The organism is Pacificibacter maritimus, assembly GCF_003814915.1.
In the GTDB taxonomy this organism is placed as follows: domain Bacteria; phylum Pseudomonadota; class Alphaproteobacteria; order Rhodobacterales; family Rhodobacteraceae; genus Celeribacter; species Celeribacter maritimus.
The window spans coordinates 116688-141926 of the sequence record NZ_RKQK01000005.1; the positions used below are offsets into that span (position 1 = coordinate 116688).

Here is a 25239-nt window from a genome sequence, read left to right on the forward strand (position 1 = left end):
TCAGCAGGCAAACCAAAGAGGTATTTTCATGGATTACGGTAAATCTGGCGCGCCAAAACGGGGTGGCAATGCCCCCAAGCACAATGAACATAACGCCAAAGGTACGGCTAAAAACCCCTTTAGCGTCAAAGAGACCAAGGCCGAACTGCTTGCGCGAATGAAGGCAGCTGCCGAAGCAAAGAAAGCCAAGTGATTATGCGAGCGTTTTGCCCATAAAGACGCTGATCCCATTGTCTTCATAATCGGCAAATGGGCCGCAGCGTTCAAAGCCAAAGCGTTCGTATAATCGTACTGCCGCAGCAAGCTCGTCGCCTGTTTCCAGTTTCAAAGCTGTTAGACCTTCGGCTTTTGCGATGTCTTCAATAGCTCGCATGATTGCGGCTGCGATGCCTTTCCCGCGACCCTCGGGTGCAGTGTACATTGATTTTAGTTCGCCAAAGCTCCCGGCCACGTGGATTTTAACTGCTCCAACGCCAAAGACAGTATCGCCTTCACGGGCAGTAAAAACTCTGACATTGGGTGCCGCAAGTTCGTCGATAGACAATGCGTGGCAATGCTCTGGGGCGTAGCGCTCTGCCTGATAGGCTTGCGCGTCAGCCAACAGCGCTGAGCTGTGTGGTTCTTTTGGGTCGCTTTGTTCAACGATGATCATGGTCACTCCTTTACGTTGACAACGCTGTTTCGATTGCCTTGCGATCCAGACCAGCATGACCAATCACGACAAGGCGTGAGGCACGGGGGGCGTCGCCGAAAGGCTGGTCAAAATAGTGATCAACACGCGGACCAACGGCCTGAACGGTCAAGCGCATTGGCTTGCCAGTGACTGCAACAAAGCCCTTGAGGCGTAGAATACCGTGGGCTTTGATCACATCAGATATCTGCGCGGCATAAGTTTTGGCGTCGGCGATCTCATCGCGTTCAACGATAAAGCTTTCAAAGGCGTCATGGTCGTGATCATGGTGATGATCGTCTTCGCCGTGGTGATCGTCGTGGTCACTATCATGATGGTGGTGGTGATGAACTTCGTGGCGGTTGGCCAAATCATCTTCCGCGCCAACGCCTTGACCCAGCAAAACATCAACAGGCAAAGCGCCATGAGAGGCGCGGACAACCTGAACGCCGCTGCGCGCCTTTGATGCGAGCTTAGTGACCAAAGCATCCGTTTCAGCATCGCCCAAAAGGTCAGCCTTGTTTACTACGATCATATCGGCGCAGGCGATCTGATCTTCGAACAATTCAGACAATGGCGTTTCGTGGTCTAGGTTGTCGTCCAACTTGCGCTGTGCATCAACCGCCGCGACATTATGGGCGAATACGCCGTCATTTACAGCCTTGCCATCGACGACAGTTACAACACCATCGACCGTGACACGGGTGGAAATTTCAGGCCAGTTAAACGCACGGATCAATGGTTGTGGTAAAGCCAAGCCAGAGGTCTCGATCACGATGTGATCGGGGGCATTTTCACGGTCCAATAGTTTTTCCATTGTAGGAATGAAATCATCTGCAACGGTACAGCAAATACAACCGTTAGACAGCTCCATGATATCGTCTTCGGTGCAGGTTTCATCACCGCAGCCTTTTAAGATATCGCCGTCCACACCCAGATCTCCGAATTCATTGATGATCAACGCGATGCGTTTGCCATTCGCGTTGGCGAGCATGTGACGGATTAGCGTGGTCTTCCCAGCGCCAAGAAAGCCAGTGACAACAGTGGCTGGAATTTTTACGGGCATAAGCGCCTCCTTCATAGACAAACGCCGAGACTGTTTCAGCCCCGACGTCATCATGATAGTTTTTGAAAATTAAGCTGCGTCGAACAAACGTGGCGTCGCGATACCTGTATCTTGTAAAGGCTTTTTCAGCGCTTTCGCGCCTGCGAGCACGGCCAGATCCAGAAGAGGTTCCGCTGCGATAACGATCAAATAAGCGGCACCGAATGTTCCTACAGAGGCCAATACTTCCCCGCCAAATCCCTGACCATAAGTGACCCAGAATCCAACCCAAGCGACAACGCCTGCTTGGTAAGTCGTGGATAGGGCCAGCGCTTGTTTGTAGCTCACATCAGCATAGGCTGTGTTTGGGGCGATGATACGATCTGCAACCATTTTCATAGCGAAAAGTGGCACCAGCAATGTGGTGACATTCATGCCGTATTGCGGCAAATCGATCTGCGCGAACATGAGACCTTGCACCAAAAGACCCAAAGCCAGACCAATGGCAGCGGGGGCCGCGCCAAGGATCAACAGCAGTGTCGAGCCGAAAATGAAATGTACCTCAGAAACGCCGACCGCATGATGGGGCAAAACTTGGAAAAAGATAAAAACGGCGATGGTCGCCAAAGCTGTGCGAACAGCAAAAGCTGGAACACCCGATGTGCGAATGGTTTCCCATGCGTGCTTGGCGGTGAAAGCTGCGGCACCCCCTGCTGTGATAACCGAAAGCACGATCTTCGCACCTGTGACGAGGCCTGGCTCGATATGCATATTTTAGTCCTTAGCCTATGCCGTCATCCCCGACGGCTGGTTGATATTCAGCTACGGCTGGTCTCCTGGCTTGCGGGTCATTGTGCTTTCACCGCCTTCCCAAACCGATTGGTTCAGTGGCTTTTGGTGTGCACTCGTCGCATACAGTCGCGGGGGCGGCTGTGGATTTGAGCCCCGACTTGGGTCACTCTAACCACATTCCCATTTCTCCCCACTACGCTTGGCGTAACATATGGGGAACCATAGCCCGACCATTTGGCGTGAAACCCCTCTATCGGTCAAGCTGAAACCCCCTTTGCCACGTTATTGCCGCTGTACAGAGCATGAACTCGCAATATTTTGTGGATAACTCCACCCATGGCCCCATATTTCGATGCTAACCTGTTGACTCGCTCCTCATTCAGATTGAACAGTTTTAAGTCAGTCAAGAATCATTCATGGGTTTGCTTTGCGTTTCAATCGTCTGCGTCTCAATGGCTTCAAAAGTTTTGTCGACCCTACCGATCTCGTGATCGCTGAGGGGCTGACAGGCGTGGTTGGACCGAACGGATGTGGAAAATCCAACTTGCTTGAAGCGTTACGTTGGGTGATGGGGGAAAACCGCCCCAAAGCGATGCGTGGCGGCGGCATGGAAGATGTGATTTTCGCTGGTGCCTCTTCTCGTCCAGCGCGCAATTTTGCCGAAGTCGCTTTGACAATCGATAATTCAGAACGCCTTGCGCCTGCAGGGTTCAATGAAGCTGATACAGTCGAAATCACCCGCAGGATCACACGTGACGCAGGCTCTGCCTATAAGGTGAACTCTAAAGATGTGCGCGCACGCGATGTGTCCATGCTGTTTGCTGATGCTTCAACAGGGGCGCATTCGCCAGCGCTTGTGCGCCAAGGGCAGATTTCAGAACTGATCAACGCCAAACCAAAAGCGCGCCGTCGTATTTTGGAAGAGGCGGCTGGTATTTCAGGCCTGTACCAGCGTCGCCATGAAGCTGAATTGAAACTGAAAGGCGCAGAAACAAATCTAGCCCGTGTCGACGATGTTTTGGAGCAGCTTGCCGCCCAAATTGCATCGCTTGCGCGTCAAGCGCGACAGGCGGCACGCTACCGTGAAATTGGCATAGAGTTGCGCCAAGCCGAAGGGACTTTGTTTTATCGCAGGTGGCGGGATGCTGATACAGCGCGCGCCCAAGCAGAAGAGGTTTTGCGCAGCCGTTTGAAACAAGCATCCGAGGCCGAAAAACTCACCCGTGCTGCCGCCGTACAGCGTGCAGAAAAAGAAGAAATACTACCATCATTGCGCGAAGAAGAAGCCATCGCAGCAGCGGTGCTTCAGCGTTTGACCGTAGCGCGTGATCAGTTGTCCGAAGATGAAAAGCGTGCACGCGAGTCTATTGATACACTCACTCGCCGCATCGATCAGCTTGTCGCAGACATGGCCCGAGAAGAGCAGTTGAACCGTGATGCAGGTGAAACAATCGAGCGTCTTGACTGGGAAAAACGCGAACTCGCTAAAGCCGCAGAAGGCCACGAGCCGAAGTTGGACGAAGCCGCACTCAGTGCGGCCGAAGCGAATGAAGTTTTGCAGGACCGCGAAGCGCAACTCTCTGAGATGACAGAAGATGTGGCGCGGTTGGCGGCGAGGCATCAATCCGCAGCGCGCCTTGTGGATGACAATCGGAAAACTCTTGATCGCGCCCGATCTGAAGCCGACCGAGCGCGCGCCTCGGTACAAGATGCACAGGCGGTTCTAGACGGATCGGCTGAGGCGCTCAGCGCCGCAAGCATAGCCCAAGAGGAAGCGATATATTTGGCCGAAGAGGCCGACGCCAAATTGATCGAAACAGATCAAGCGCGCGCTGACGCACAAACCCGCGAAGCCGCTGCGCGTGCGGGGCGTTCAGAAGCCGAAGGCGAGCTTGGCGCATTGAAAGCGGAATTGGCAGCCTTGTCAAAGATGCTTGATCGCGATCAGGTCGGTGGTGCTCAGGTGCTTGATTTGATCCGCGTTAAATCAGGATTTGAAAAAGCACTAGGCGCAGCCTTGGCGGATGATTTGCGCCAGCCTGCGATTGAGGCTTACCAAGCTTCTGGCTGGGTCACTTTGCCCGATTACCCCGATGAACAAGACTTGCCGATGGGCGCTGAACCCTTGGCAGACTATGTGACAGTGCCTGCTGTGCTTGCGCGCCGTATTGGGCAAATCGGCTTGGTGAAAGCTGAAGATGGAGCGCGCCTGCAAGCCGATTTGGAGCCAGGCCAAAGGTTGGTGTCGGTTGAGGGCGACCTGTGGCGGTGGGATGGTTTTCGCGCGGGGGCAGAAGATGCGCCTTCGACTGCGGCTTTGCGCTTGCAACAACTTAACCGACTTGAAGAATTGAAACAAGAAACCGCAGCAGGCGAAGCAAAAGCGGATGGGGCCTCACAAGCGCATGAACATCTAAAAGCTGAATTACAACGCTTGTCCGAAGCTGATCGGATCGCGCGCGAAGCGCGGCGCAATGCTGACCGCGCCTTGTCAGATGCCGCACGGGCTTTGTCGCGCGCCGAAAATGATCAGACTTTGGCTGAAGGTAAGGTGGAAAACTTAGGCTTAGCTGTCGCGCGCCATAATGAAGAAGCGATTGCAGCTGAGGCACGTCTGCGGGATGCCGAAAATGCAATTCGGGACTTGCCTGACTTGCAAGCAGCGCGGGACGCGATTGAAAGTGTTAAAATGGCAGTCGAAGCCGCGCGCATCACCATGATGACCAAACGATCATCGCATGATGAAATCCGCCGCGAAGGCGAGGCACGCACACGCCGCGCGCAAGAAGTGACTAAAGAACTATCAGGCTGGCGACATCGTTTGGAAACAGCAGAGAAACGCGTGTCCGAATTGGAGGCACGCAAAAAAGCATCGGAAATCGACCTGCAAGACGCGATTGGCAAACCCGATGAAATCGCGGATCAACGTGCGCAATTAATGGATGAAATGGACGAAGCCGAAGCTCGCCGTGCTAAGTCTGCAGATGAACTGGCTTTGGCGGAAGAAGCCTTGCGCATGGCTGTGACAGCCGAACGCGATAGTGAACGCTTGGCTTCTGAGGCGCGTGAAGCGCGTGCAGCAAGCGAAGCCCGTCGTGATGCTGCGCGTGAAACAACATTGGCCGCTGTTGAACGTATCCGCGAAGAATTGGACACCACGCCAGAAAAGCTGCTTGAGGAACTGGATATTGATCCCGATAGCATTCCAACGGGCGAGACAATTGAGGTGGACGTAAATCGCCTGAAACGCCTGCGGGACAGTCTTGGTGCTGTAAACCTGAGGGCCGAAGAAGACAGCAAAGAGGTGCGCGAAGAACACGATAGTCTTCAAGCGGAAAAGCAAGATTTAGAAGAGGCCATCAAAACCCTTCGCAGCGGCATTGCGTCGCTTAACAAAGAAGGTCGCGAACGTTTGCTTGCAGCGTTTGAAGAGGTAAACACCAGCTTTGCAAGTCTGTTCCGGCATCTTTTTGGTGGCGGCGAAGCTAAGTTGATGTTGGTCGAAAGTGATGACCCTTTAGACGCTGGTCTTGAAATTATGTGTCAGCCTCCGGGTAAAAAACTGTCCACACTCTCGCTGCTGTCAGGTGGTGAACAAACCTTAACCGCGATGGCTTTGATCTTTGCCGTTTTCTTGGCCAACCCTGCGCCGATTTGTGTGTTAGATGAGGTTGACGCCCCGTTGGATGACGCCAATGTGACGCGTTTTTGTGACATGTTGGATGAGATGACACGTCAGACTGACACGCGGTTTTTGATTATCACACACCACGCTGTCACGATGGCGCGTATGGATCGTTTGTTCGGCGTGACAATGCAAGAACAAGGCGTCTCGCAGCTGGTGTCTGTCGATCTGAAAAAAGCCGAACAGCTTGTCGCATAACTCACTTGTCGCGGCATGAAAAAAGCGCCACTGGGTATCAGTGACGCCTTTTTGTAATTCAATGCAACGCTTTATAGTTTGTTCAGCAAAGTTGGTGTTGGCCAAGCATCCGCTGGCAACCCTAAGCGCTGCTGTTCAGCTTGTACCGCCGCGCGAGTTTTTGCCCCCAAAATGCCGTCCACTTTTCCAACATCATGACCGCGTTTCCCAAGCTTGGTTTGCAAGCTTTTCATCTGCGCATCATTCAAGCCAGCCTCTGGGTTGCCAGCATTGTAAGGTGAAGCCCCTTCAAGACGTGTCGCGAAATACGCTGCCGTTGTCACGTAGACGAAACTTTTGTTCCATTCGAAGTACACGTCAAAATTTGGATAGGCGATAAAGGCAGGGCCTTTGCGCCCCATTGGCAATAAAATCGACGCTGGCAAAGCCCCATTTCCAAGACTGCCTGATCGCGGTTTTACGCCCATCTTTGCCCAGTCCGAAACAGAGATCTTAGTGTCCAGACCCGTCTTGGACCAGTCCAGATTGTCAGGGACTTGAACCTCTTGCAGCCAAGGTTCACCCTTGCGCCAACCAAGGTGATTCAGCATTTTTCCACCAGACATCAGGGCGTCTGGCGCTGAAGTTTTCAGGTTCACGTGACCATCGCCATCGCCGTCTACACCGTTGGTCAAAATGTCTTCAGGTAACATTTGTACCATGCCGATTTCGCCTGCCCATGCCCCGACAGTGCGCTGAGGATCAAAATCTCCGCGTTCATACAGATCGAGAGCTGCGAAAATTTGTGGTTGAAACAGCTCGGGGCGGCGGCAGTCATGCCCCAAGGTAAGCAGCGCGTTCAATGTGTTGAAGTTGCCTTGCACCTGACCATAATCTGTTTCAAGCGCCCAAAACGCCAGCAAAACGCCACGCGAGACGCCGTAGTCGCGTTCGATTTTATCAAATATAGATTTATATTTTCCGCCATAAATACGCCCGTTATCGATGCGGTTTTGGCTGATGACAGCACGAGAAAAATCGATGAAATCTTTTTTAAAAACACCTTGCGATCTGTCGGCTTTAATCACCGCAGGGCTTTGTTGCGCTGTGGCAAAAAACGCATTCACTGTGGATTGATCATGCCCCAAACGTAGGGCTTCTGTTTTTGCGTTTTTGATGAAGCTTGAAAAAGTTCCACCACAAGGCACGTCGGCCAAAGCCGGAGTTGCATATGTCAGTGCCATAACGAAAGGAAGAAAACGCATAAGATCACCTGTTAAATATTGCGGTTGTGAACGCTCTTTGTGCGCACCCTAACGGCGGAACGTGACAGGTGCAAACATGCAAGATTAAGCTGCTAAAAACAGACCCCAAAGTCCAAATATCAAACAGGTCCAAAGACTGACAGCCCATGCCAACCACAGCCGCTGGCACGCCGCATGAATGTCATAGGGTTGTGCCGTTTTGCGCCCCCCGTCATTCACCCAAGGAAAGTCTTGCATCTGACCATGATACGCGCGAGGGCCTGACAGGGCGATGCCCAAAGACCTTGACAGTGCGGCTTCGGGCCAGCCCGCATTGGGTGACCTATGTTTCTGCGCGTCTTTAGAAATTTCAGCAAAAGTCCGAAACGGGTGCCAATCGTTAAATGGTCTGAGCAAGAGCATCGTGATGCGGGCGGGTAAGAGATTGAGAAAATCATCAAAGCGCGCTGAAGCCCAACCAAAGTCGGCATGTTTTGGCGTAAGATACCCAATCATGCTGTCTGCTGTATTGACCATTTTGTAGACCATCAATCCAGGCAGGCCCCCAATTAGAAACCAAAAAGCGGGCGCGATGACACCGTCAGAAAAATTTTCGGCGGCGGATTCAATAGCCGCACGCGCCACCGCGTGTTTGTCCATTTCATTTGTGTCGCGCCCCACGATCATGGCGACAGCTTTGCGTCCATCCTCTAGAGATTTTTCCAAACCAAATGCGACCGCTTTTACATGTTGAATAAGCGATTTATGTGCAAGCAAGATCGCCGCGGCGAGGATTTCAAGATAGGGGACAAGTGCGATGACGTAGCCCAGGGTTGCGGCAAGCATGACCAAGGCGATTAAGATAGCCGTGCCTTTTATCTTGCGTAGGCGACCTCTATTAAAACAGTGATCTGTCCAACTGATAAGGCGCCCCATCAAGACTGCAGGGTGGGGAAGGCGGGACCACAGCCATTTTGGCTCGCCAAATATGGCGTCCAAAATAAGAGCAAAAAACAATGCCATTGCTGCGGTCATAAAGCGGCCTCAAGCTGGTCCCATTGGTCTGGTGCGGGCAAGCCAAGGCGTAGCCAAGACTTGGAATATGGGAAGATGCGCGACCAAACTTTTCCTTTCGCCAGACGTGTTTGCCATGCACTTGCATTGTCGACCTCATACAAGCGGAACAACGTGGTGCCTCCGATGCTGGTGGCGCCCTTTGCGGTCATAATGCGATCAAGCCGCGCGGCATCTTTGGACAGTCTTATGCGCGTCATCTGTGCCCAATCTGTATCCTCCAGTGCGCGTGCACCGATTTCCAAAGCAGGTCCAGAAACAGCCCATGGGCCGAGCATATCGGTTAGGCTAACATCGGGCACCCGTTCTTTTTGCAGTCCTTTGCGCAGAGTAATTTCTGGGTGCAAAGTGCTATGCCGCGCAATGGCAAACCCTAGGCGCAAACCAGCGAGGCCCCAAAATTTACCAAATGATTTGAGCACCACTGTACCGTGATCAGCGCTGAGTTCGATGTGGCTGGCCTCAGGGGCGACATCACAAAAACTTTCATCGATCACCGTCAATGCGCGCCCGCCCATCTGGGTGGCTGGCCAAAGGCGCCCGTCAGGATTGTTGGGATGCACATAGACATGGATCTGTGCGTCTCGGTCATCGCCACCCAGTAATTTGGAATGGGCTCGAAAAGCGGCTGCGTGTTCATTATAGGTTGGCTTAGGAATGTAAGCACCGATGTGGTCGGTTAATTGGGGCATGCAGGCAATAAGACTAGAGGCACCAGGTGCCGCGATGATCGCAGCATCCTCTGGTACATTCCAAAAGTTGCGCGCAGCATCGGCCAACCGCTGCTGTGCCGCTTGGTCAGGCAGCGCCGCCCATGCCTGTGTTGAAATGTCGCCAATCGGATAAGGAACAGGGTTTATACCCGTGGACAGATCCACCCAAGTATCTTTGGTGCCGCCGAACTGATCAACCGCTGCATCTAACCCGCCACCGTGATCGCGTGTGTTTTTCATGTCTCGATTGTTGGTAAGGGAAGGTGGCGCGAGACAAAGTGACCCTTGACGCCAATCGGCCATGTGCGAAAGGGCACCTGCCCTGTGGGCGATGCAGCATGAAGCGCAGCGAATTCTGTGATGGCTTGTGCGTCTTCGGGTGTGCCTGTGAAGCTGCCTAAAGAGTAGCTGATTTTCGTTTCGCCCAAGTCAGTCTGCCCTTGGATAATCACATTGCAGGCGCGTTCGCATCCCATAGTGCAAGACACGCGGCGGGTTTTAATCCCTGCCTGAGCAGCCTGAGTTTCAATTGCGGAGGCTAAAGTCGCACCGTCTGTAACTGTTGCACTCCGTTCTGCCCAGTCGTTGCGCTTGCAGCCTTCGCAAGTGGTGATCCAAGTTGTCATGTCATTCCTTTGATCTGTGCTTGTTCGGCGACAAGTTAAAATCCAATCTTTTACTATCCTTTGGGATAGGTAGCGATTCTCAGATTCTTCCGTTAGGAAGTCGTTATTCTTAACCATAGCATTCATTAATTTGAAAGATGGCTTTTCGAAGGTTTTCGCAATGAATATCCACATAGCATTGATGCCACAGGAGACACGGTGCAAGTACTGATCGTTGAAAGTAATGCAGATCTTGCTGCGCTGTGGAAGGGGCACCTTCAACGGCAAGGCCTTGCCGTGGAATTGGCTTTAGATCAAATCAACGCTATCGATTTACTGCAAGAAAGGCAGTTTGATTTAGTTGTGTTGGATCTGGTATTGACTGAAGGATCCGCCTTTGCTGTTGCGGACTATGCCAATTATAAATACCCAGATATGCCTGTGATCTTTGTGACAAATTCTACATTTTTCTCAGACGGATCGATTTTTCAACATATGTCAAATGCCCGCGCTTTTGTGACCTCGCAAGTCGAGCCGAGTGACTTGACTGCGATGGTGCAACACTATGGAAGCACTTCTGAAAGCGCGGACAACTAGTTAGTCGCGGCCGTGTGGTTCCGACCAGTCCAACTCGGGTGTAATGGGCAGGATGCGGTGCGGATTAATCATATCGTGGCTGTAATAGTAGTGGCGCACACAGTGATCAAATCGAGTTGTTTTTGCCACCCCTTGAGTTTGATACAGGTCGCGCGTGTATGCCCAAAGGTTTGGGTAATCTTTCAACATGCGCTTGTTGCATTTGAAATGACCGTGATAGACCAAGTCAAAACGCGCCAGAGTTGTGAACAGGCGCCAATCTGCCTCGGTTTGGTTGTCTCCCATCAAATATCTTGTTTTTGACAGGCGCTCTTCGAGCCAATCCAAAGTGTCAAACAGCGGTGTGATCGCCGCGTCGTATGCATCTTGCGATGTGGCGAAACCTGCTTTGTAGACGCCATTATTCACGGTGTCGTAAATACGCTCGTTTACCTTTTCGATCTCATGACGTTCGGCTTCTGGCCAAAAGTCCAAAGTATTGCCTGTGATGTGATCAAAGGCTGAGTTGAACATGCGGATAATTTCCGAAGATTCATTCGACACAATTGTGCCGCGCTCTTTGTCCCATAGAATAGGAACCGTTACACGGCCAGAAACATCAGGCATGGCGCGCGTGTAGATGTCGCGAAGGTAAGGCAGGCCAAACAGATCATCCCCTGTGGCGCCGTTGAAATCGGTCGAAAATGTCCAACCATCGCTAAGCATATCGGGGTGCACAGCAGAGACTGTGATCAAAGCAGTGAGACCTTTTAATGTGCGAAAGATCAATGTGCGATGCGCCCAAGGGCAAGCATAGGACACGTATAGATGATACCGACCAGCCTCGGCTTTGAAGCCTGATTCCCCAGTCGGGCCAGCAGCGCCATCTGGTGTGATCCAATTGCGAAACCCTGCTGTCGAGCGCACAAATTTGCCGCCCGTGCTTTTGGTGTCATACCAAGAATCGTTCCATTTTCCGTCTTGTAAAAAGCCCATGTAAATCTCCGCTATGGTCGAACGGTAACTTAGAGCCCTGTCCGAACAAAGCAATCTGCGCGGGTCTACAAGGTAAGGTGCGCATCTGCACAATCGTCGTCGTGCTAACCAACGCGGTAAAGGAATTGCGATTTTCCAGCGCCGCTTCTATAAGACGGGCAGGACGACGCCTGCACAAAAGCAGGCCAGAGAGGTTGGCTAGGCTGAATTGACCCAAACAGGGAATTCAAAATGGCATCGTCAGGGTTCATCCCAACCTCCTTGAATTGAAACCGCCCAAGGGCGATAACGCAGTCGAGTTACCTCGGCTGAGGATTGAGACAAGGATATACTATGCGGCACCTAATCACTGTAGCTTTCACCTTAATTGCAGCCCCTGCTTTGGCCCATGTCGGCCATGTTGGCGAACTTGCAGGCCATGATCACTGGATCGCTGGCGCCGCTTTGGGTGCAGCCGCAGGCATTGCGATCTGGGGCGCTCTGAAAGGTAAGAAAAAAGCCGCACAGCAAGACAAGATTGACGCCGAAGTCAGCGACGACGCTGACAGCGATCTTCAGGAAGCGTGAGTGCCATGAAAACTGGAGTTATGATCTGCGGCCACGGGTCTCGCAGCCAAGCCGCCGTGGATGAATTCGCGGTGCTGGCAGAAAAGTTGCCTGCGTTTTTGCCCAGCGATTGGATGATCGATTACGGGTATCTTGAATTTGCTAACCCCGTGATCCGCGATGGTCTAGACCGTTTGCGCGAAGCGGGCTGTGATCGTATTTTGGCTGTGCCTGGCATGTTGTTTGCCGCAATGCATTCCAAAAACGATATCCCCACGGTGCTCAACACCTATGCCGCAAAGCATGGGATCGATGTGAAATACGGGCGTGAACTTGGCGTTGATCCCAAGATGATCGCCGCTGCTGGTGCGCGTATCAAAGACGCTGTTGCAGCCGCAAACGCAGAACACGGCGAATTGCCGTTGCACGAGACAGCTTTGGTCGTGATTGGCCGTGGCGCATCTGATCCCGATGCCAATGGTAATGTGTCCAAAATTGCGCGCATGCTTTGGGAAGGAATGGGCTTCGGCTGGGGCGAAGTAGGCTATTCGGGCGTGACATTCCCACTGGTTGAACCCTGTTTAGATCATGTCGCTAAACTCGGTTACAAACGCGTGATCGTGTTTCCTTATTTCTTGTTTACCGGCATTCTGATTGATCGAATCTACGGCTTTACAGACCAAGTGGCCGCAAAACATCCTGATATTCAGTTTGTCAAAGCCGGCTATTTGAATGACCACCCTAAAGTTCTAGAAACTTTTGCAGAGCGTATTTTGGAACAACAAGGCGATGTGCCTGTGCCCAATTGCGGCATTTGCGCCTATCGTACGCAAGTTCTTGAAATCGAAGGTCAAGAAACTCAAACGATTACAGCCGAAGCCCGCGCTGCTGCACGCGCTCAGGGGCAAAATCACCCTGCTTTCGGTGATGTGACGCCGCCTACCTGTGTGATGTGCAAATACCGCACACAGATCTTAGGGTTTGAAACCGAAGTGGGATCGATTCAAGAAAGTCATCATCATCACGTCGAAGGTCAAGGCGCTTCAGCGCCTGGATCTAACGTGGCCGATTGTGCGCTTTGCGATCACTTTTGTACGGGCATGTGTCGTTTGGAAAATGCTGGTCACCACCACCATCACCACCATGACCACAGCCACAGCCACAGCCACAGCCATGATCATGCACATGATCACGACCACCATCATCACGCAGAATATCCCCATGCCAAACATCCGCATGGACCAGAATCTGCGCGTAAGTCGTGAAGCGCGATCTATTTGACGTGCATGTGATGGTGGACTGGTCCTCTGCCAGCACTGCACGTACGGGCAAAGACAGTATTTGGATCGCACAGGCGCGCGACAGCTTACAGGTGTCAAACCCTGCGACGCGCAGCCATGCCATGAAAATCATCTCGGGCATCCTCGATTCAGCGACAGCGCAAAATCAACGCGTGTTCTTAGGGTTCGACTTTGCATTTGGTTATCCACAGGGGCTATCACAGGCTCTTGGGCCTCAGGCAGACTGGCGTGATGTTTGGGCGATGATTGCGCATGAAATCGAAGATGCTGACGACAATTCAAACAACCGCTTTGATGCGGCTGCCGCAATAAACCAGTTGTTCGCCGCGGATGGTCCGTTTTGGGGCAATGGCCTGAAGCGCGACATCGATGGGTTGCCGCGTAAAAAGCCTACGGGCTGGGGTGAAAGCTTACCCCAGAATTTACGCCAAGCTGACGAAGATGCGAAAGCCGCGCAAGAGGTGTGGAAGCTCAGCGGTGCAGGTTCGGTGGGTGGACAGACTTTAACTGGGATCGCAAGGTTGGAAAAACTGCGCCACGCACGGGGCGATCTGGCGATTTGGCCATTTCAAACCTTGGGAGAAGGACGTTCACATGTGGCTGCAGAAGTCTTCCCATCACTGATTGACATTGCGCAAAACGAAGCTGAGCCTCGTGACAAAACCCAAGTCGAAACTTTGGCGCGCGCCTTACAACAACTTGATCGTAACGGGCAGCTTGATGCCATGATGCGCGCCCCTTCGCGCAATACAATTGCGCTTAAACATGAGGCCAGCATCATGGGCGTGGCCCATCAAGCGAATGTGCAGCGCGCCGTACAATCCTCAACTCAGAAAGCGCCCAATCTTATGCGTCCCTATGAAAAAGATCCGCAAGCTATCTATGCTGCCAGCTTTGCCACAGTGCGTGCGGAGGCCAAGTTGGATAGGTTTGATGCGGGGATGGAACGCCTCGCCATTCGACTGATCCATGCCTGCGGAATGATCGAAGTTGCGGATCGTTTGGCCTATTCCGCAAATGCTTATGCCGCGGGCCACGAGGCCTTGAAAAACGGCGCACCAATCCTGTGCGATTGTGAAATGGTTGGTGCTGGTATCATTCGTCGGTACTTGCCAAAGGATAACAGCGTCATCGTCACGCTGAATGACCCGCGCACACCAGAGCATGCCAAGTCCATCGGCAATACACGCTCTGCGGCGGCTGTTGATTTCTGGGCAGATCATCTGGAAGGGGCGGTGGTGGCAATCGGAAATGCGCCAACAGCCCTGTTTCACCTGCTTGAACTGATCGATCAGGGTGCGCCCAAACCTGCTGTCATCCTAGGATTTCCTGTAGGATTTGTCGGCGCGGCTGAATCCAAGGCAGAACTGGCGGCCCATCCGCGGGGCTGCGATTTTGTTGCCCTGCGCGGACGGCGTGGCGGATCGGCAATTGCTTCTGCTGCCGTCAATGCCTTGGCGGTTGGTTTGCCAGAGATTGGCGAATGAGCGCTTGGATCCATATCATCGGCATGGGGGACAATGGGCTCGAAAGCTTAACTCCTGCGACTCGCTGTATTTTGGAAAACGCTGATGTTATTGTTGGCGCGCAGCGTCATCACGATTTGACCAGTGAAATCGCAGCGGACCGACTGTCATGGCCATCGCCCTTTCACGCATTAACCGAGACCCTAGAAAATCTGCGCGGTAATCAGGTGGTAGTTTTGGCCACGGGCGATCCGCTTTGGTATTCTGTGGGCGTTAGTATTGCGACCAAATTTCCCGCGCGTGATGTTTTATTTCATCCGCAAGTATCCGCTTTTCAATTGGCGGCCGCACGCATGCATTGGAGTTTGGGAGACGTCGAAACGCTCACCGTTCACGGGCGACCTGTTGAGACGATTCTACCCTTTCTTGCTCCGCAACAAAAACTCATCGTATTGACCGCAGGAGCGCAGACTCCGCATGAAATTGCACAGATTCTAACGGCACGTGGGTATGGTAAATCCAAGATGACGGTCTTGGCGCATATGGGCGGTGCGGCCGAGCAGCGCTTTGATGGCTTGGCAAACACTTGGGCACACCGCGTCCCTGACTTTCACAGCCTCGCGATCGATTGCGTTCTTGAGTCGCATATATCACCGCAGCCTAGGATCGGACTACCTGATGATGCATTCATTTCTGACGGCACCATGACCAAGCGCGACATCCGTGCACTCACTTTGTCCAAGCTGATGCCGATGCGTGGCGCTACGCTTTGGGATATTGGATGTGGATCAGGATCGGTGGCCATTGAATGGCTGAGAGCTGCGCCGAATGCGCGAGCAATTGGCATAGAGCGCCGCGCAGATCGACGTAGCATGGCGTTGGAAAATGCCGTTACTTTAGGGGGGGCGAATTTGACTGTAGTCGACGGTATAGTGCCTGATGCTTTGGCTGATCTTGCCGCGCCTGACGCGGTGTTTATCGGCGGTGGGTTGTCTCATGCGACATTCGCTACCGCTTGGGCAGCTTTAAAAACACATGGGCGTTTGGTGGCCAATGCGGTGACGCTCGAAGGTGAAGCAGTTTTACTAGATTTATTTGCGCAGCACGGTGGTGATCTGAGCCGTATAGCTGTCAGTCACGCAGAACCTGTGGGACGATTAACGGGCTGGCGGGCAGCCATGCCTTTGACACAGTGGAGCATCGTAAAACTATGACCCATGCCCCTTTATCCCAAGTTAAGCGCGGAAAGGTCTATGGCATTGGACTTGGGCCCGGCGATCCTGAATTGATGACGCTCAAGGCCGCGCGCTTAATTCGCGAAGCATCCGTTATTGCATACCCAACACTTGCAGGCGGAGCATCTTTCGCCCGCTCCATCGCTGCTGAATTTATCGCGCAGGGCACGCGTGAGATCGTGATGGATGTGCCGATGACTGTCGCACGTGGCCCTGCACAACACGCCTATGATCAAGGCGCAGCCCGAATAGCCGAGGCATTGGAAGCTGGGCAAGACGTCGTTGTCTTATGTGAGGGCGATCCGTTTTTCTACGGGTCTTTTATGTATCTCTTTGCGCGTTTGAGATCAGATTTTCAGGTCGAAATTGTGCCCGGTGTCACCTCTGTAACGGCCTGTGCCGCTGTCGCACAGCTGCCGCTTGTGGCACGTAACGAGGTGATGACTGTTTTGCCTGCTCCGCTTGAAGATGCCTCATTGCGCGACAAAATCGCAGGTAGCGATACAGTGATTGTGATGAAGCTCGGGCGCCATTTCAAACGTGTACGTGCGCTGATCGATACGGCAGGCCTCACCGAAAAATCCGTTTATATCGAGCGCGCTACTGGCGCCAATGAAGTTGTGAAACCGTTGAAAGACGCGCCCGAGACAGCGCCGTATTTTTCAATGATCTTGATTGTGAAAGGGGCCGATCCGTGGCTGTAAAACCCGTCGTCTTATGCTTGAACCGTTCAGGCGAAGAGGTGGCCCGCAAAGTCGCCGAACTCTTATCTGCAGACCTCCACGGCCGCGAGGGTCGCACATCTTGTGAAGTGACTTTTGCCAATGCTTTGGATCACGCACGTGATCTTTTTGCTGCGGGTGTGCCGATCATCGGTGTCTGCGCTTCGGGTATTTTGATCCGTGCCGTTGCGCCGTTGCTGAGCGACAAGCGCAGTGAACCGCCCGTCTTATCGGTCTCTGATGATGGGGCGGTTGTTATCCCCCTGTTGGGTGGGCACCGTGGTGCAAACCGTATAGCGCGTGACATTGCAAAAGGCATCGGCGCACAGGCTGCCGTGACAACTGCAGGTGATATCGGCTTGGGTATCGCGCTGGACGAGCCGCCCTTGGGATACCGATTGGCAAACCCCGAAGACGCCAAAGATGCGATGGCGTCTTTGCTGGCGGGCGAGGGCGTCAGCCTCACCGGTGAGAATATTTTTGACCTTGAAGATGTTGATGGCGCGATTGAGTTATGCGTCACGGACGCCCCTGTTCAGGGCAGTGCTACCAAGCTTGTCTATCATCCTCAGCGCTATGCGTTGGGCGTGGGCTGTGCGCGTAATGCGGATCCAGATGAGCTTTGGGAATTGGTTCAAAAAGCGTTATACGACAACGGGATAGCTGAGGGTGCAATCGCGTCAGTAAACACGATTGATCTCAAGGCCGATGAACCTGCGATGAACGAATTGGCTAAGCGGTTGAATGTGCCATTACGCCTTTTCACCGCAGGCGAGCTGGAAGAGTACGCAGCAGATTTGGCCAATCCGTCCGATGTGGTTTTTGCGGAAGTCGGCTGTCATGGCGTGTCCGAAGGGGCTGCTTTGGCCGCAGGTGGCACTCTGTCGGTTGAAAAAGTAAAGACCGCAAATACAACCTGCGCGCTGACACGGTCAGACGCGCCAATCACCGAGTATACAGGTCGTGCGCGTGGGCGTTTGGCTGTTGTCGGGATCGGGCCGGGCCAAGCCGCTTGGCGCACACCTGAGGTGTCAAAATTGGTGTCTCAGGCAGAAGAATTGGTAGGCTACGGCCTATATATAGATTTGCTCGGACCTTTAGCTGCTGGCAAAGCACGTAGTGATTTTCCGTTGGGTGGTGAAGAAGATCGGTGCCGTTATGCGCTGGAACAGGCTGCGCTTGGTAAAAACGTAGCACTAGTTTGCTCTGGCGATGCAGGCATTTACGCCATGGCAGCGCTTGTGTTTGAATTGCTGGATCGCGCCCCCGACGACCATGGCGTCTCTGATGCAGCGCACCGCGTTGAGGTGGTTTGCTCTCCGGGTGTGTCAGCTTTGCAAGGAGCAGCAGCCCGTGCGGGCGCACCTTTGGGGCATGACTTTTGCGCGATTTCGCTGTCAGATTTACTGACCCCGCGTGCTGATATTGTGCGCCGCTTGCAAGCCGCAGCTGAAGGTGATTTCGTGATCGCTTTCTACAATCCAGTGTCGATGAGGCGCCGTACGCTGTTGGCAGAAGCGCGTGATATTTTGCTAAAACACCGTCCCGCAGATACGCCCGTCATGTTGGCGTCAAACCTTGGTCGGCCAACTGAAAACGTGCGGTATCGCCGCTTGGATGAATTGGAAGTCGATGAGGTTGATATGCTGACTGTCGTGCTGATCGGCTCAAGTAATACGCGTTTGGCGCAATTGGGCGAAGGCCCGCGTATGTATACGCCGCGTGGTTATGCACGTAAAATTGACGGAGATTTGTCATGACAGTTTTCTTTATCGGCGCAGGTCCAGGTGACCCAGAACTATTGACCAAAAAAGCCGAACGTCTGATCGGTGAATGCCCTGTATGTCTTTACGCGGGATCGCTGGTTCCAGAACAAGTTGTGGCGGGGGCGCCCGCTGATGCCCTCGTGATGGACACCGCGCCGATGACTTTGGATGACACCCATGAGCAGATCAAGCGAGCCCACGCAAAAGGTCAGGATGTGGCCCGCGTTCATTCTGGTGATCCGTCACTCTATGGCGCAATTGCAGAACAAATCCGCCGCCTGCGTGCTGATGGAATAGATTATGAAATCATTCCGGGAGTACCAGCTTATGCTGCAGCAGCGGCGGCATTGGGGCAAGAGTTGACAATACCTGAAGTGGCACAATCCATTGTGCTGACGCGTGTGTCGATGAAATCGACATCTATGCCAGCCGGCGAAACACTTGAAAATTTTGCCAAAACAGGCGCAACTTTGGCTATTCACTTGGGTGTGCGGAACCTGCGTGAAATTGAACGTCAGCTCGCGCCATATTATGGTGAAAACTGCCCTGTGGCTGTCGTTTATCGTGTGGGGTGGCCCGATCAAATGTTGATTCGCGGTACGCTAAGCGACATCCGTGAAAAGGTTCGTGTCGAAAAGATCACGCGCACGGCGCTTATTTTGGTGGGGCCCGCCATGGGCGAGGTGTCGGATTTTAAGGATTCTGCGCTATATGACCCTGAAATGCCGCATGTATTACGCCCGAAAGTGAAACCGTAACAGTTGGACGAGACGGGTTTTAGGGCGGCAAACAAGTACTTTGTCTTTTTGTCATGAAAGGTTAACTTGAACGACAGTACGATTGTGTCAAGTTAGCATCACCTGATCACTTAGACCTGCGGAGTTCCTATGTCTGATTATGCACATGATTTTTTGCCCAAAGAGGTTCGTGAGGGTTTGGAGCTTGCGCGCAAACGGGATTTAAAACGTCGTTCACGATTGCGGGTGCGCACGGACGAGAATGTTTATCCAATTTTGCGCTTGTGGGATAATGGTTTTGCGGTGGATCGCGAAAACGCAGAGCGTCTGCGCGGATACGTGGATATTTATGATGGCGCGCGCCACATGTACCAAGCTTTGATCGTCGCCTCGCAAGATGACGGTTTTGAAATGCTCTTTGATTTCAAGCGGTCGACAGCAACAACAGATCGCCCCGCTTTGGATTACGACCAGCCCGAAGACGCGCCAGTCGCTTTGCTTTCAAGCCGTTAGATGCCTTCGCGGCTATTGCAGATCCTCAAAGGCCTTTGCCAGACGCCGCGTGGCTTCCAGAACAAGGCTGCGTGGCGTTGCAAGGTTGAACCGTAAATAGGTTTCTCCACCCGCCCCAAAAGTCGGCCCATGGTTTGGGGCAATGTTCGCGTCTCTTTCAACACGCTTGGTAAATTCTTCGCGCGCCATGCCCGTGCCGCTAAAATCGACCCAAGCCAAATACGTGGCCTCAAGTGGCATAGATTTCAGGCCAGGAATGGCATTGATCGCCTCATCAAAAATGCGGTGGTTTTCTGCCAAATAAGCCGTCAAATCATCGACCCACGCGGCACCTTCGGCGGAATAGGCGGCGGTTGCTGTCGCCAAGCCGAATGAGTTTGGCGATATTCCAAGACCCATCATGGATTTTGCAAAACGTGCGCGCAGCGCTTTGTCTTCGATAATTACATTGCCTGCATGTGTGCCTGCGATGTTAAATGTTTTTGTCGTCGCAGTCATCATCACCAAGCGATTTGTAATGTCTTTGAACTGCGCCATCACAGTGTGCTGAGCTTCGCCCAAAATCAAATCGTGATGAATCTCATCTGACACAAGAATCAAGTCATGGCGTTTGCAAAAATCCGCGACGCCTTGCAATTCTTGCTGCGTCCATACACGACCGCCTGGATTATGCGGAGAGCACAAGATTAACATGGTTTCAGCGCCAGTCATCTGCGCGTCCCATGTCGCAAAATCCATTGCGTATTTGCCATTTTCTTGTGCCAATTTGCATTCGACAACCTGGCGGTCCGCGGCTTTAATCGTGCGAGCAAAGGCGTGATAGACGGGTGTCATCAAGACAACGCCATCGCCTTTTTGCGTGAATGCATCCAGACACATTGCTGTGCCGTTGACCAAGCCATGAGTGGTGAAAATCCAATCGGCCTCGACGTTCCAATTGTGACGGGTTTTCATCCACCAGCGAATGGCATCAGTATAGGCTGTTTCATCCCCCGAATAGCCGTAAATCCCATGTGTGACCATATCTTCTAGGGCTTTTTGAACGCGCGCAGGGGGACGAAAGTCCATATCGGCCACCCACATCGCGATCCCGTCTTTTGCGGGCACGTTGTAGATTTTTTCCATCAAGTCCCATTTCGCGCAATGGGTTCCGAAACGATTGATAACTTCGTCAAACGGCGATTGTTCGGTCATTAGAAAATCCTTTGCCAATTTGGTTTGACCCTACTTTGCAAGTTCGCGAATGGAAAATGACTTTTTTGATGTCAGGCGCATGCAGGCTGATGTTGCGAAATCCAAGTGGATTGACTAAATGCTGACGTATGACATTGAAACCGATCCTTCTCCATCCCGACCCGCGCCTTAAAAAGGTATGTGACCCCGTGAGCGTTTTTGACAAAGACCTCGCGCAACTGGCTGATGACATGCTTGAAACCATGTATGATGCGCCAGGCGTTGGTTTAGCGGGGCCGCAGATTGGCGTGATGTCGCGCCTTTTGGTTATGGATTGCGTCAAAGAAGAGGGCGGTACCCCCGACCCCATAGCGATGGTTAATCCGAAAGTTGTTTGGGAAAGTGAAGATCGCAACATCTATGAAGAAGGTTGTTTGTCGATCCCAAATCAATACGCGGATGTCGAGCGCCCAAAAATGGTGCGTGTGACTTGGCAGGATGTGACGGGTGCCGCGCAAGAACAAGAATTTGATGACTTATGGGCGACATGTGTTCAGCATGAAATCGACCATCTCGATGGTACGTTGTTCATTGATTATCTGAAGCCGCTCAAACGCCAGATGATCACCCGCAAAATGCAAAAATACAAACGTGAGCTGGCGCGCGGATAGAGGGTTGGGTCGCAGTCTTGCGGCACCTCTGGCATGTCCGCAATCCAGTGAAAGATCGGTAACTCATGACCCAACGCCCTTTTGTGCCCTATCCCGATAAACGCCTCAAAACCATTTGTGCCCCTGTTGATACCATCACAGATGATATTCGCACCTTATGGTCTGACATGGTTGAAACAATGGATGCGATGCCTGGCTATGGCTTGGCAGGTCCGCAGATCGGTGTTTTACAGCGCTTGGCTGTGGTCGATTGTTCCCAAGAACGCGGCAAAGCTGTTTTGATGGCCAATCCTGAAATTTTGCATGCCTCCGCACAAATGCGCGACCATGAAGAAGCTTCACCAAACTTACCAGGTATGTCTGCTGTGATCGCACGCCCACGGGCTGTGACGGTGCGGTTCTTGAACGCATCTGGCGAGATGGAAGAGCGCGATTTCGTGCATCTGTGGGCCACATCGGTTCAGCACCAGATTGATCACCTGAACGGCAAGATGTATTTCGATAATTTGAAACCAGTCAAACGTCAGATGTTCTTGAAAAAGGCTAAAAAAATGGGAGCCATGAAATGAGAATTGTATTCATGGGATCTCCAGACTTTTCTGTCCCTGTTTTGAATGAATTGGTGGCAGCGGGGCATGAGATCGCTTGTGTCTATTGTCAGCCTCCGCGCCCTGCTGGTCGGGGAAAAAAAGATCGTATAACACCCGTTCATGCGCGCGCAGAAGAATTGGGTCTAATGGTGCGCCACCCTTTAAATTTCAAAGACCCTGCGGATATTGATGCCTTTGCAGCGCTGGATGCCGATGTCGCGGTTGTCGTCGCCTACGGTTTGATTTTGCCGCAAGCTTTACTTGATGCACCAAAGCGCGGCTGTTTGAATATCCACGCATCTTTGCTGCCGCGTTGGCGGGGGGCGGCGCCTATCCATCGCGCTATTCTAGAAGGCGATAACGAAACAGGCATTTGCATTATGCAGATGGAAGCGGGTCTAGACACTGGGCCAGTTTTGTTGCGGGTGGAAACCGATATTGAACCCGAAGACACCACGGCCACGCTGCATGATCGCTTATCTGAAATCGGCGCTGCTGCTATTGTTGATGGGCTCTATGCGCTAGATCACCTCACACCAGAACCGCAATCGAGCCAAGGTGTCACCTATGCCAAAAAGATCGACAAAGCCGAGGCTAAGATCGATTGGACACAGCCTGCTGATCAAATTGATCGCCAAATTCGCGGGTTGTCCCCCTTTCCTGGTGCTTGGGCAAGCTATGCAGGTGAGCGGATTAAGTTTCATATGTCAAAACATGTGCAAGGCACTGGACAAGCGGGTGAGGTGTTAGATGGATTCACCATCGCTTGTGGGGTGGATGCCGTTGAAATTCTCACGGCGCAGCGTACAGGAAAACGTGCTATGCCTGCGGCAGAGGTCCTGAAGGGGCTTGAATTGCCAAAGGGCAGCACATTTGAATGAGGGCCTAAGATGTTTCCAGTTCTAATCGGTACGGTCGTGATCGCAGGTATTGTCGGCTATACGACCGAAAAGACAGGTTTTACCCACAATGGATATTTGCAATCGATTATCATCTGTATCGGCGGCGCGTTTTTGGCGTATTTTCTAAAGCTGATGTTCGGCATCGGCCTGCGCCCTGCGGGTGTGAACGCGATTGTGTCGTCCCTTGGTGCACTGGTCATCGTGCCTACGCATTGGCGTCGCAATCGTTGACGGCGTGAAGCGCCGCGCAGATTACCCCGCGCGGCGTTTTGTTATTTTAGGCTCAACGCCGTTGCGACATCAGCCCACGACATAATCTTAAAATTGGTCGAAAAGCCTGCGTTTTGGTCGTCCATCATCACCAAAGCACCTTTCGGGAACTTAGGCCCGAGCGGAGCTGCGACCACATCAAGCCCATCGGTTTCAGTCACGCCATCGAACTCGCCCGCCGCGATTTCAACAAGTCCAACACATGTTGGAATTATATCGCCATCAAGTGGGAAAAGCGCTGCACGATGAATACCTTGCGACGATGCCACAAGATATTTCGCATCAGTGCCATCATAGATGGTTAGGCCTTCTATGTCGTCTTTGGGAAAGCAATCAGATGGGATCTGGGTGATCAAAGTCGCAGTGTCCCCCTTGTCTGGCAAAGACGGAAAACGCCAAATCGCAACATCTTCTTCACCGACATATAAATGCCCTGCCTTGTCATCCGTGACCATGCCTTCTGGTTGGCTGTCAACTTCTAGGCGGCGCAAATAGGTTAGGTCCAACTGGCCGTTTGTTTCGGTCACTTCGTATTGCAAAATATCGCCAGACTTAAAATTCACCCATGCGAACAAGCGCCCTGTTTCGGGGTCGCTTTGAAGGGCTGATCCGTAAATATCTTTCACGGTGTCTGCCATCTGTGCGGGGACACCTGGAAATGCAAAAGGCGCTCCATGTGCAATCTGGCCATCTGCGTTGATCACATAAAAGACAAGGGTTTCATGTTCGCGCTCAGCCGCTGAAGCGATCCAAACGGCCTCGCCATTCAAAGAGAATGGTCGGATATCCACATTGTTGAGCTTTCCGTCTTCAAACAGCGCAACTTCGCGACCCTCCAGATCGAAAACATATAAGCCACGCGTTTTGTCGGTGCCTAAAATCAAGCTTTTAGCGCCGTCTGTGGGGTGGACCCAAATTGCAGGATCATCAGCATCGCCTTTTATCGCAGCCGTTTCAGCTACAGCTTGAATTTGCACCTGTGGTATATCGGCATGCAGCAGCGTGGGCGTCATGAGTAAGGCGATAAACGCAGCTTTATTCATCAATTTCATATTCGTTCACCGGTACTGTAAAGGATGCCACTAGGTGATCATCGCCTCGTTTCGCATCTACATATCCGCCGATCATTCCATCGCCTTGCGGATCAGACGTGCCAACGCCACTGTCCAATTCTAGCGTTAGCGTTCCTGTCCAATTCGCGATTTCTTCATTCACAGATGTCCCATTGCCTTCCCATTCAAATTCAAATTCTAGGTTTGATAAGGCCCCCATTGGGAATTCTTCGCTTTGCAAGTCAAAGGTCGCAGGCAGTGCAGCAGTTGAGAAATCGTGGTTTTCAAATTCTAGTTCAAAGGTTTTTTCCACCCCCGCGACAATCGCTTGGAGGCCGAATTCGAAATCGGCGTAGCGCAGCATTTCACCCTCAGGCAGGTATTCCCGCTTTGAGTCAACTCCTGCGATGAAATCGGCATTGAGATCCATGAATTGCGCGTCGAAATCATAGCCATTGATCGTGCCGATAAAGACGATGTGCGGGGTCGCACCAAGCCAACTTTCTGGCGCGTTTGTATGGGCATTGCCCTCAGTGATTGTTGAAACCAAGGGATCTGCAAAAGCAGGAGCCGTGATCAATAGCGCTAATGGAAGCAATCTACGCATTCTGTGTCCTTTAACAAAGTGAATGCCGAAAGCTAGCGCCAGAACGTAACGGATGAATGAGGTTTCCATGACGGATATGTTACATTCGTCGCGGGCGCATTTCTGTGGCGC

At 52.5% G+C, this 25239-nt stretch carries 26 protein-coding genes and 1 riboswitch; of the genes, 15 read left to right on the forward strand and 11 right to left on the reverse strand.

Annotated elements, in window-relative coordinates; translation table 11 throughout:
* Positions 1-28: 28 nt before the first annotated feature.
* Positions 29-193 carry a hypothetical protein gene (locus EDD53_RS14885; protein WP_170162775.1) on the forward strand — a complete coding sequence of 55 codons (165 nt, stop codon included), beginning with the start codon at positions 29-31 and terminating at the stop codon, positions 191-193.
* Here the strand turns inward: EDD53_RS14885 and EDD53_RS13545 are convergent, their stop codons facing one another.
* The 3 genes from EDD53_RS13545 to EDD53_RS13555 form a co-directional block, all read right to left on the reverse strand.
* The gene (locus tag EDD53_RS13545; RefSeq protein WP_123794094.1) at positions 194-652 is read right to left on the reverse strand and encodes a GNAT family N-acetyltransferase; all 459 of its coding nucleotides are present in this window, start codon (positions 650-652) and stop codon (positions 194-196) included.
* A gap of 10 nt (positions 653-662) precedes the next feature.
* Complete coding sequence (cobW, locus tag EDD53_RS13550) at positions 663-1736, reverse strand: cobalamin biosynthesis protein CobW (protein ID WP_123794095.1); 1074 nt, start codon at positions 1734-1736, stop codon at positions 663-665.
* 69 nt (positions 1737-1805) lie between these two features.
* Positions 1806-2486, reverse strand: a complete 681-nt coding sequence (locus EDD53_RS13555) for an energy-coupling factor ABC transporter permease (protein WP_123794096.1) — start codon at positions 2484-2486, stop codon at positions 1806-1808.
* 38 nt (positions 2487-2524) lie between these two features.
* A riboswitch (cobalamin riboswitch) is annotated at positions 2525-2746 on the reverse strand.
* A 188-nt stretch (positions 2747-2934) separates the two neighbouring features.
* Between EDD53_RS13555 and smc the strand changes: the two genes are divergently transcribed.
* Positions 2935-6390 carry a chromosome segregation protein SMC gene (gene smc / locus EDD53_RS13560; RefSeq protein WP_123794097.1) on the forward strand — a complete coding sequence of 1152 codons (3456 nt, stop codon included), beginning with the start codon at positions 2935-2937 and terminating at the stop codon, positions 6388-6390.
* Positions 6391-6461: 71 nt separating this feature from the next.
* On the opposite strand, the gene EDD53_RS13565 is transcribed toward smc, so the two are convergent.
* The 4 genes from EDD53_RS13565 to EDD53_RS13580 all read right to left on the reverse strand — a co-directional run bounded on the left by EDD53_RS13565 (position 6462) and on the right by EDD53_RS13580 (position 10026).
* Positions 6462-7634 carry a lytic murein transglycosylase gene (locus EDD53_RS13565; protein ID WP_123794098.1) on the reverse strand — a complete coding sequence of 391 codons (1173 nt, stop codon included), beginning with the start codon at positions 7632-7634 and terminating at the stop codon, positions 6462-6464.
* Between the two features lie 84 nt (positions 7635-7718).
* A complete protein-coding gene (gene cbiB, locus EDD53_RS13570) occupies positions 7719-8648 on the reverse strand; it encodes an adenosylcobinamide-phosphate synthase CbiB (protein ID WP_123794099.1) in 930 nt (309 codons plus the stop codon).
* Complete coding sequence (locus EDD53_RS13575; RefSeq protein WP_123794100.1) at positions 8645-9640, reverse strand: threonine-phosphate decarboxylase; 996 nt, start codon at positions 9638-9640, stop codon at positions 8645-8647. The genes cbiB and EDD53_RS13575 overlap by 4 nt, the downstream gene beginning before the upstream one ends.
* A complete protein-coding gene (locus EDD53_RS13580; protein WP_123794101.1) occupies positions 9637-10026 on the reverse strand; it encodes a DUF1636 family protein in 390 nt (129 codons plus the stop codon). Before EDD53_RS13580 ends, EDD53_RS13575 begins: the two co-directional genes overlap by 4 nt.
* A gap of 198 nt (positions 10027-10224) precedes the next feature.
* On the opposite strand from EDD53_RS13580, the gene EDD53_RS13585 reads away from it, so the two are divergent.
* Positions 10225-10602, forward strand: coding sequence for a response regulator (locus EDD53_RS13585; RefSeq protein ID WP_123794102.1), 378 nt, complete (start codon positions 10225-10227; stop codon positions 10600-10602).
* On the opposite strand, the gene EDD53_RS13590 is transcribed toward EDD53_RS13585, so the two are convergent.
* Positions 10603-11577 (reverse strand): glutathione S-transferase family protein, encoded by a 975-nt coding sequence (locus EDD53_RS13590; protein ID WP_123794103.1) that lies wholly within the window; start codon positions 11575-11577, stop codon positions 10603-10605.
* A 333-nt stretch (positions 11578-11910) separates the two neighbouring features.
* Between EDD53_RS13590 and EDD53_RS13595 the strand changes: the two genes are divergently transcribed.
* The 8 genes from EDD53_RS13595 (at position 11911) to EDD53_RS13630 (ending at position 19863) form a co-directional block, all read left to right on the forward strand.
* A complete protein-coding gene (locus tag EDD53_RS13595; RefSeq protein WP_123794104.1) occupies positions 11911-12144 on the forward strand; it encodes a DUF6732 family protein in 234 nt (77 codons plus the stop codon).
* Between the two features lie 5 nt (positions 12145-12149).
* Entirely contained in the window at positions 12150-13388 is a 1239-nt protein-coding gene (locus tag EDD53_RS13600) for a sirohydrochlorin chelatase (protein WP_123794105.1), read from the forward strand.
* 884 nt (positions 13389-14272) lie between these two features.
* Positions 14273-14911, forward strand: a complete 639-nt coding sequence (locus tag EDD53_RS13605; protein ID WP_123794244.1) for a precorrin-8X methylmutase — start codon at positions 14273-14275, stop codon at positions 14909-14911.
* Complete coding sequence (gene cbiE, locus EDD53_RS13610) at positions 14908-16104, forward strand: precorrin-6y C5,15-methyltransferase (decarboxylating) subunit CbiE (RefSeq protein WP_123794106.1); 1197 nt, start codon at positions 14908-14910, stop codon at positions 16102-16104. Before EDD53_RS13605 ends, cbiE begins: the two co-directional genes overlap by 4 nt.
* The gene (cobI, locus tag EDD53_RS13615; RefSeq protein ID WP_123794107.1) at positions 16101-16829 is read left to right on the forward strand and encodes a precorrin-2 C(20)-methyltransferase; all 729 of its coding nucleotides are present in this window, start codon (positions 16101-16103) and stop codon (positions 16827-16829) included. The genes cbiE and cobI overlap by 4 nt, the downstream gene beginning before the upstream one ends.
* Positions 16820-18607, forward strand: a complete 1788-nt coding sequence (gene cobJ / locus EDD53_RS13620; protein ID WP_123794108.1) for a precorrin-3B C(17)-methyltransferase — start codon at positions 16820-16822, stop codon at positions 18605-18607. The genes cobI and cobJ overlap by 10 nt, the downstream gene beginning before the upstream one ends.
* Entirely contained in the window at positions 18604-19371 is a 768-nt protein-coding gene (cobM, locus tag EDD53_RS13625; protein WP_123794109.1) for a precorrin-4 C(11)-methyltransferase, read from the forward strand. The genes cobJ and cobM overlap by 4 nt, the downstream gene beginning before the upstream one ends.
* Positions 19372-19500: 129 nt before the next feature.
* Entirely contained in the window at positions 19501-19863 is a 363-nt protein-coding gene (locus EDD53_RS13630) for a hypothetical protein (RefSeq protein ID WP_123794110.1), read from the forward strand.
* A 12-nt stretch (positions 19864-19875) separates the two neighbouring features.
* On the opposite strand, the gene EDD53_RS13635 is transcribed toward EDD53_RS13630, so the two are convergent.
* Positions 19876-21057 (reverse strand): MalY/PatB family protein, encoded by a 1182-nt coding sequence (locus EDD53_RS13635; RefSeq protein ID WP_123794111.1) that lies wholly within the window; start codon positions 21055-21057, stop codon positions 19876-19878.
* A 128-nt stretch (positions 21058-21185) separates the two neighbouring features.
* Here EDD53_RS13635 and def (EDD53_RS13640) point away from each other — a divergent pair, with 128 nt between their 5' ends.
* The 4 genes from def (EDD53_RS13640) (at position 21186) to EDD53_RS13655 (ending at position 23430) form a co-directional block, all read left to right on the forward strand.
* The gene (def, locus tag EDD53_RS13640) at positions 21186-21707 is read left to right on the forward strand and encodes a peptide deformylase (RefSeq protein ID WP_123794112.1); all 522 of its coding nucleotides are present in this window, start codon (positions 21186-21188) and stop codon (positions 21705-21707) included.
* Positions 21708-21772: 65 nt separating this feature from the next.
* Positions 21773-22276, forward strand: coding sequence for a peptide deformylase (gene def / locus EDD53_RS13645; RefSeq protein WP_123794113.1), 504 nt, complete (start codon positions 21773-21775; stop codon positions 22274-22276).
* Complete coding sequence (gene fmt, locus EDD53_RS13650; protein WP_123794114.1) at positions 22273-23178, forward strand: methionyl-tRNA formyltransferase; 906 nt, start codon at positions 22273-22275, stop codon at positions 23176-23178. Before def (EDD53_RS13645) ends, fmt begins: the two co-directional genes overlap by 4 nt.
* A 9-nt stretch (positions 23179-23187) precedes the next feature.
* Positions 23188-23430: a hypothetical protein gene (locus EDD53_RS13655; protein ID WP_123794115.1), complete on the forward strand. Its 243-nt coding sequence runs from the start codon at positions 23188-23190 to the stop codon at positions 23428-23430.
* Positions 23431-23471: 41 nt separating this feature from the next.
* Here the strand turns inward: EDD53_RS13655 and EDD53_RS13660 are convergent, their stop codons facing one another.
* Together EDD53_RS13660 and EDD53_RS13665 are read right to left on the reverse strand one after the other, a co-directional pair.
* The gene (locus EDD53_RS13660) at positions 23472-24521 is read right to left on the reverse strand and encodes a phytase (protein WP_123794116.1); all 1050 of its coding nucleotides are present in this window, start codon (positions 24519-24521) and stop codon (positions 23472-23474) included.
* Positions 24505-25128, reverse strand: coding sequence for a hypothetical protein (locus tag EDD53_RS13665; RefSeq protein ID WP_123794117.1), 624 nt, complete (start codon positions 25126-25128; stop codon positions 24505-24507). The genes EDD53_RS13660 and EDD53_RS13665 overlap by 17 nt, the downstream gene beginning before the upstream one ends.
* Between the last annotated feature and the right edge of the window lie 111 nt (positions 25129-25239).

Coding starts and splice junctions, on each gene's coding strand:
- EDD53_RS14885 (WP_170162775.1), top strand. CDS start 29: ATGGATTACGGTAAATCTGGCGCGCCAAAACGGGGTGGCAATGCCCCC.
- EDD53_RS13545 (WP_123794094.1), bottom strand. CDS start 652: ATGATCATCGTTGAACAAAGCGACCCAAAAGAACCACACAGCTCAGCG.
- cobW (WP_123794095.1), bottom strand. CDS start 1,736: ATGCCCGTAAAAATTCCAGCCACTGTTGTCACTGGCTTTCTTGGCGCT.
- EDD53_RS13555 (WP_123794096.1), bottom strand. CDS start 2,486: ATGCATATCGAGCCAGGCCTCGTCACAGGTGCGAAGATCGTGCTTTCG.
- EDD53_RS13565 (WP_123794098.1), bottom strand. CDS start 7,634: ATGCGTTTTCTTCCTTTCGTTATGGCACTGACATATGCAACTCCGGCT.
- cbiB (WP_123794099.1), bottom strand. CDS start 8,648: ATGACCGCAGCAATGGCATTGTTTTTTGCTCTTATTTTGGACGCCATA.
- EDD53_RS13575 (WP_123794100.1), bottom strand. CDS start 9,640: ATGAAAAACACACGCGATCACGGTGGCGGGTTAGATGCAGCGGTTGAT.
- EDD53_RS13580 (WP_123794101.1), bottom strand. CDS start 10,026: ATGACAACTTGGATCACCACTTGCGAAGGCTGCAAGCGCAACGACTGG.
- EDD53_RS13590 (WP_123794103.1), bottom strand. CDS start 11,577: ATGGGCTTTTTACAAGACGGAAAATGGAACGATTCTTGGTATGACACC.
- EDD53_RS13595 (WP_123794104.1), top strand. CDS start 11,911: ATGCGGCACCTAATCACTGTAGCTTTCACCTTAATTGCAGCCCCTGCT.
- EDD53_RS13600 (WP_123794105.1), top strand. CDS start 12,150: ATGAAAACTGGAGTTATGATCTGCGGCCACGGGTCTCGCAGCCAAGCC.
- EDD53_RS13605 (WP_123794244.1), top strand. CDS start 14,273: ATGCGTCCCTATGAAAAAGATCCGCAAGCTATCTATGCTGCCAGCTTT.
- cbiE (WP_123794106.1), top strand. CDS start 14,908: ATGAGCGCTTGGATCCATATCATCGGCATGGGGGACAATGGGCTCGAA.
- cobI (WP_123794107.1), top strand. CDS start 16,101: ATGACCCATGCCCCTTTATCCCAAGTTAAGCGCGGAAAGGTCTATGGC.
- cobM (WP_123794109.1), top strand. CDS start 18,604: ATGACAGTTTTCTTTATCGGCGCAGGTCCAGGTGACCCAGAACTATTG.
- EDD53_RS13630 (WP_123794110.1), top strand. CDS start 19,501: ATGTCTGATTATGCACATGATTTTTTGCCCAAAGAGGTTCGTGAGGGT.
- EDD53_RS13635 (WP_123794111.1), bottom strand. CDS start 21,057: ATGACCGAACAATCGCCGTTTGACGAAGTTATCAATCGTTTCGGAACC.
- def (WP_123794112.1), top strand. CDS start 21,186: ATGACATTGAAACCGATCCTTCTCCATCCCGACCCGCGCCTTAAAAAG.
- def (WP_123794113.1), top strand. CDS start 21,773: ATGACCCAACGCCCTTTTGTGCCCTATCCCGATAAACGCCTCAAAACC.
- fmt (WP_123794114.1), top strand. CDS start 22,273: ATGAGAATTGTATTCATGGGATCTCCAGACTTTTCTGTCCCTGTTTTG.
- EDD53_RS13655 (WP_123794115.1), top strand. CDS start 23,188: ATGTTTCCAGTTCTAATCGGTACGGTCGTGATCGCAGGTATTGTCGGC.
- EDD53_RS13660 (WP_123794116.1), bottom strand. CDS start 24,521: ATGAAATTGATGAATAAAGCTGCGTTTATCGCCTTACTCATGACGCCC.
- EDD53_RS13665 (WP_123794117.1), bottom strand. CDS start 25,128: ATGCGTAGATTGCTTCCATTAGCGCTATTGATCACGGCTCCTGCTTTT.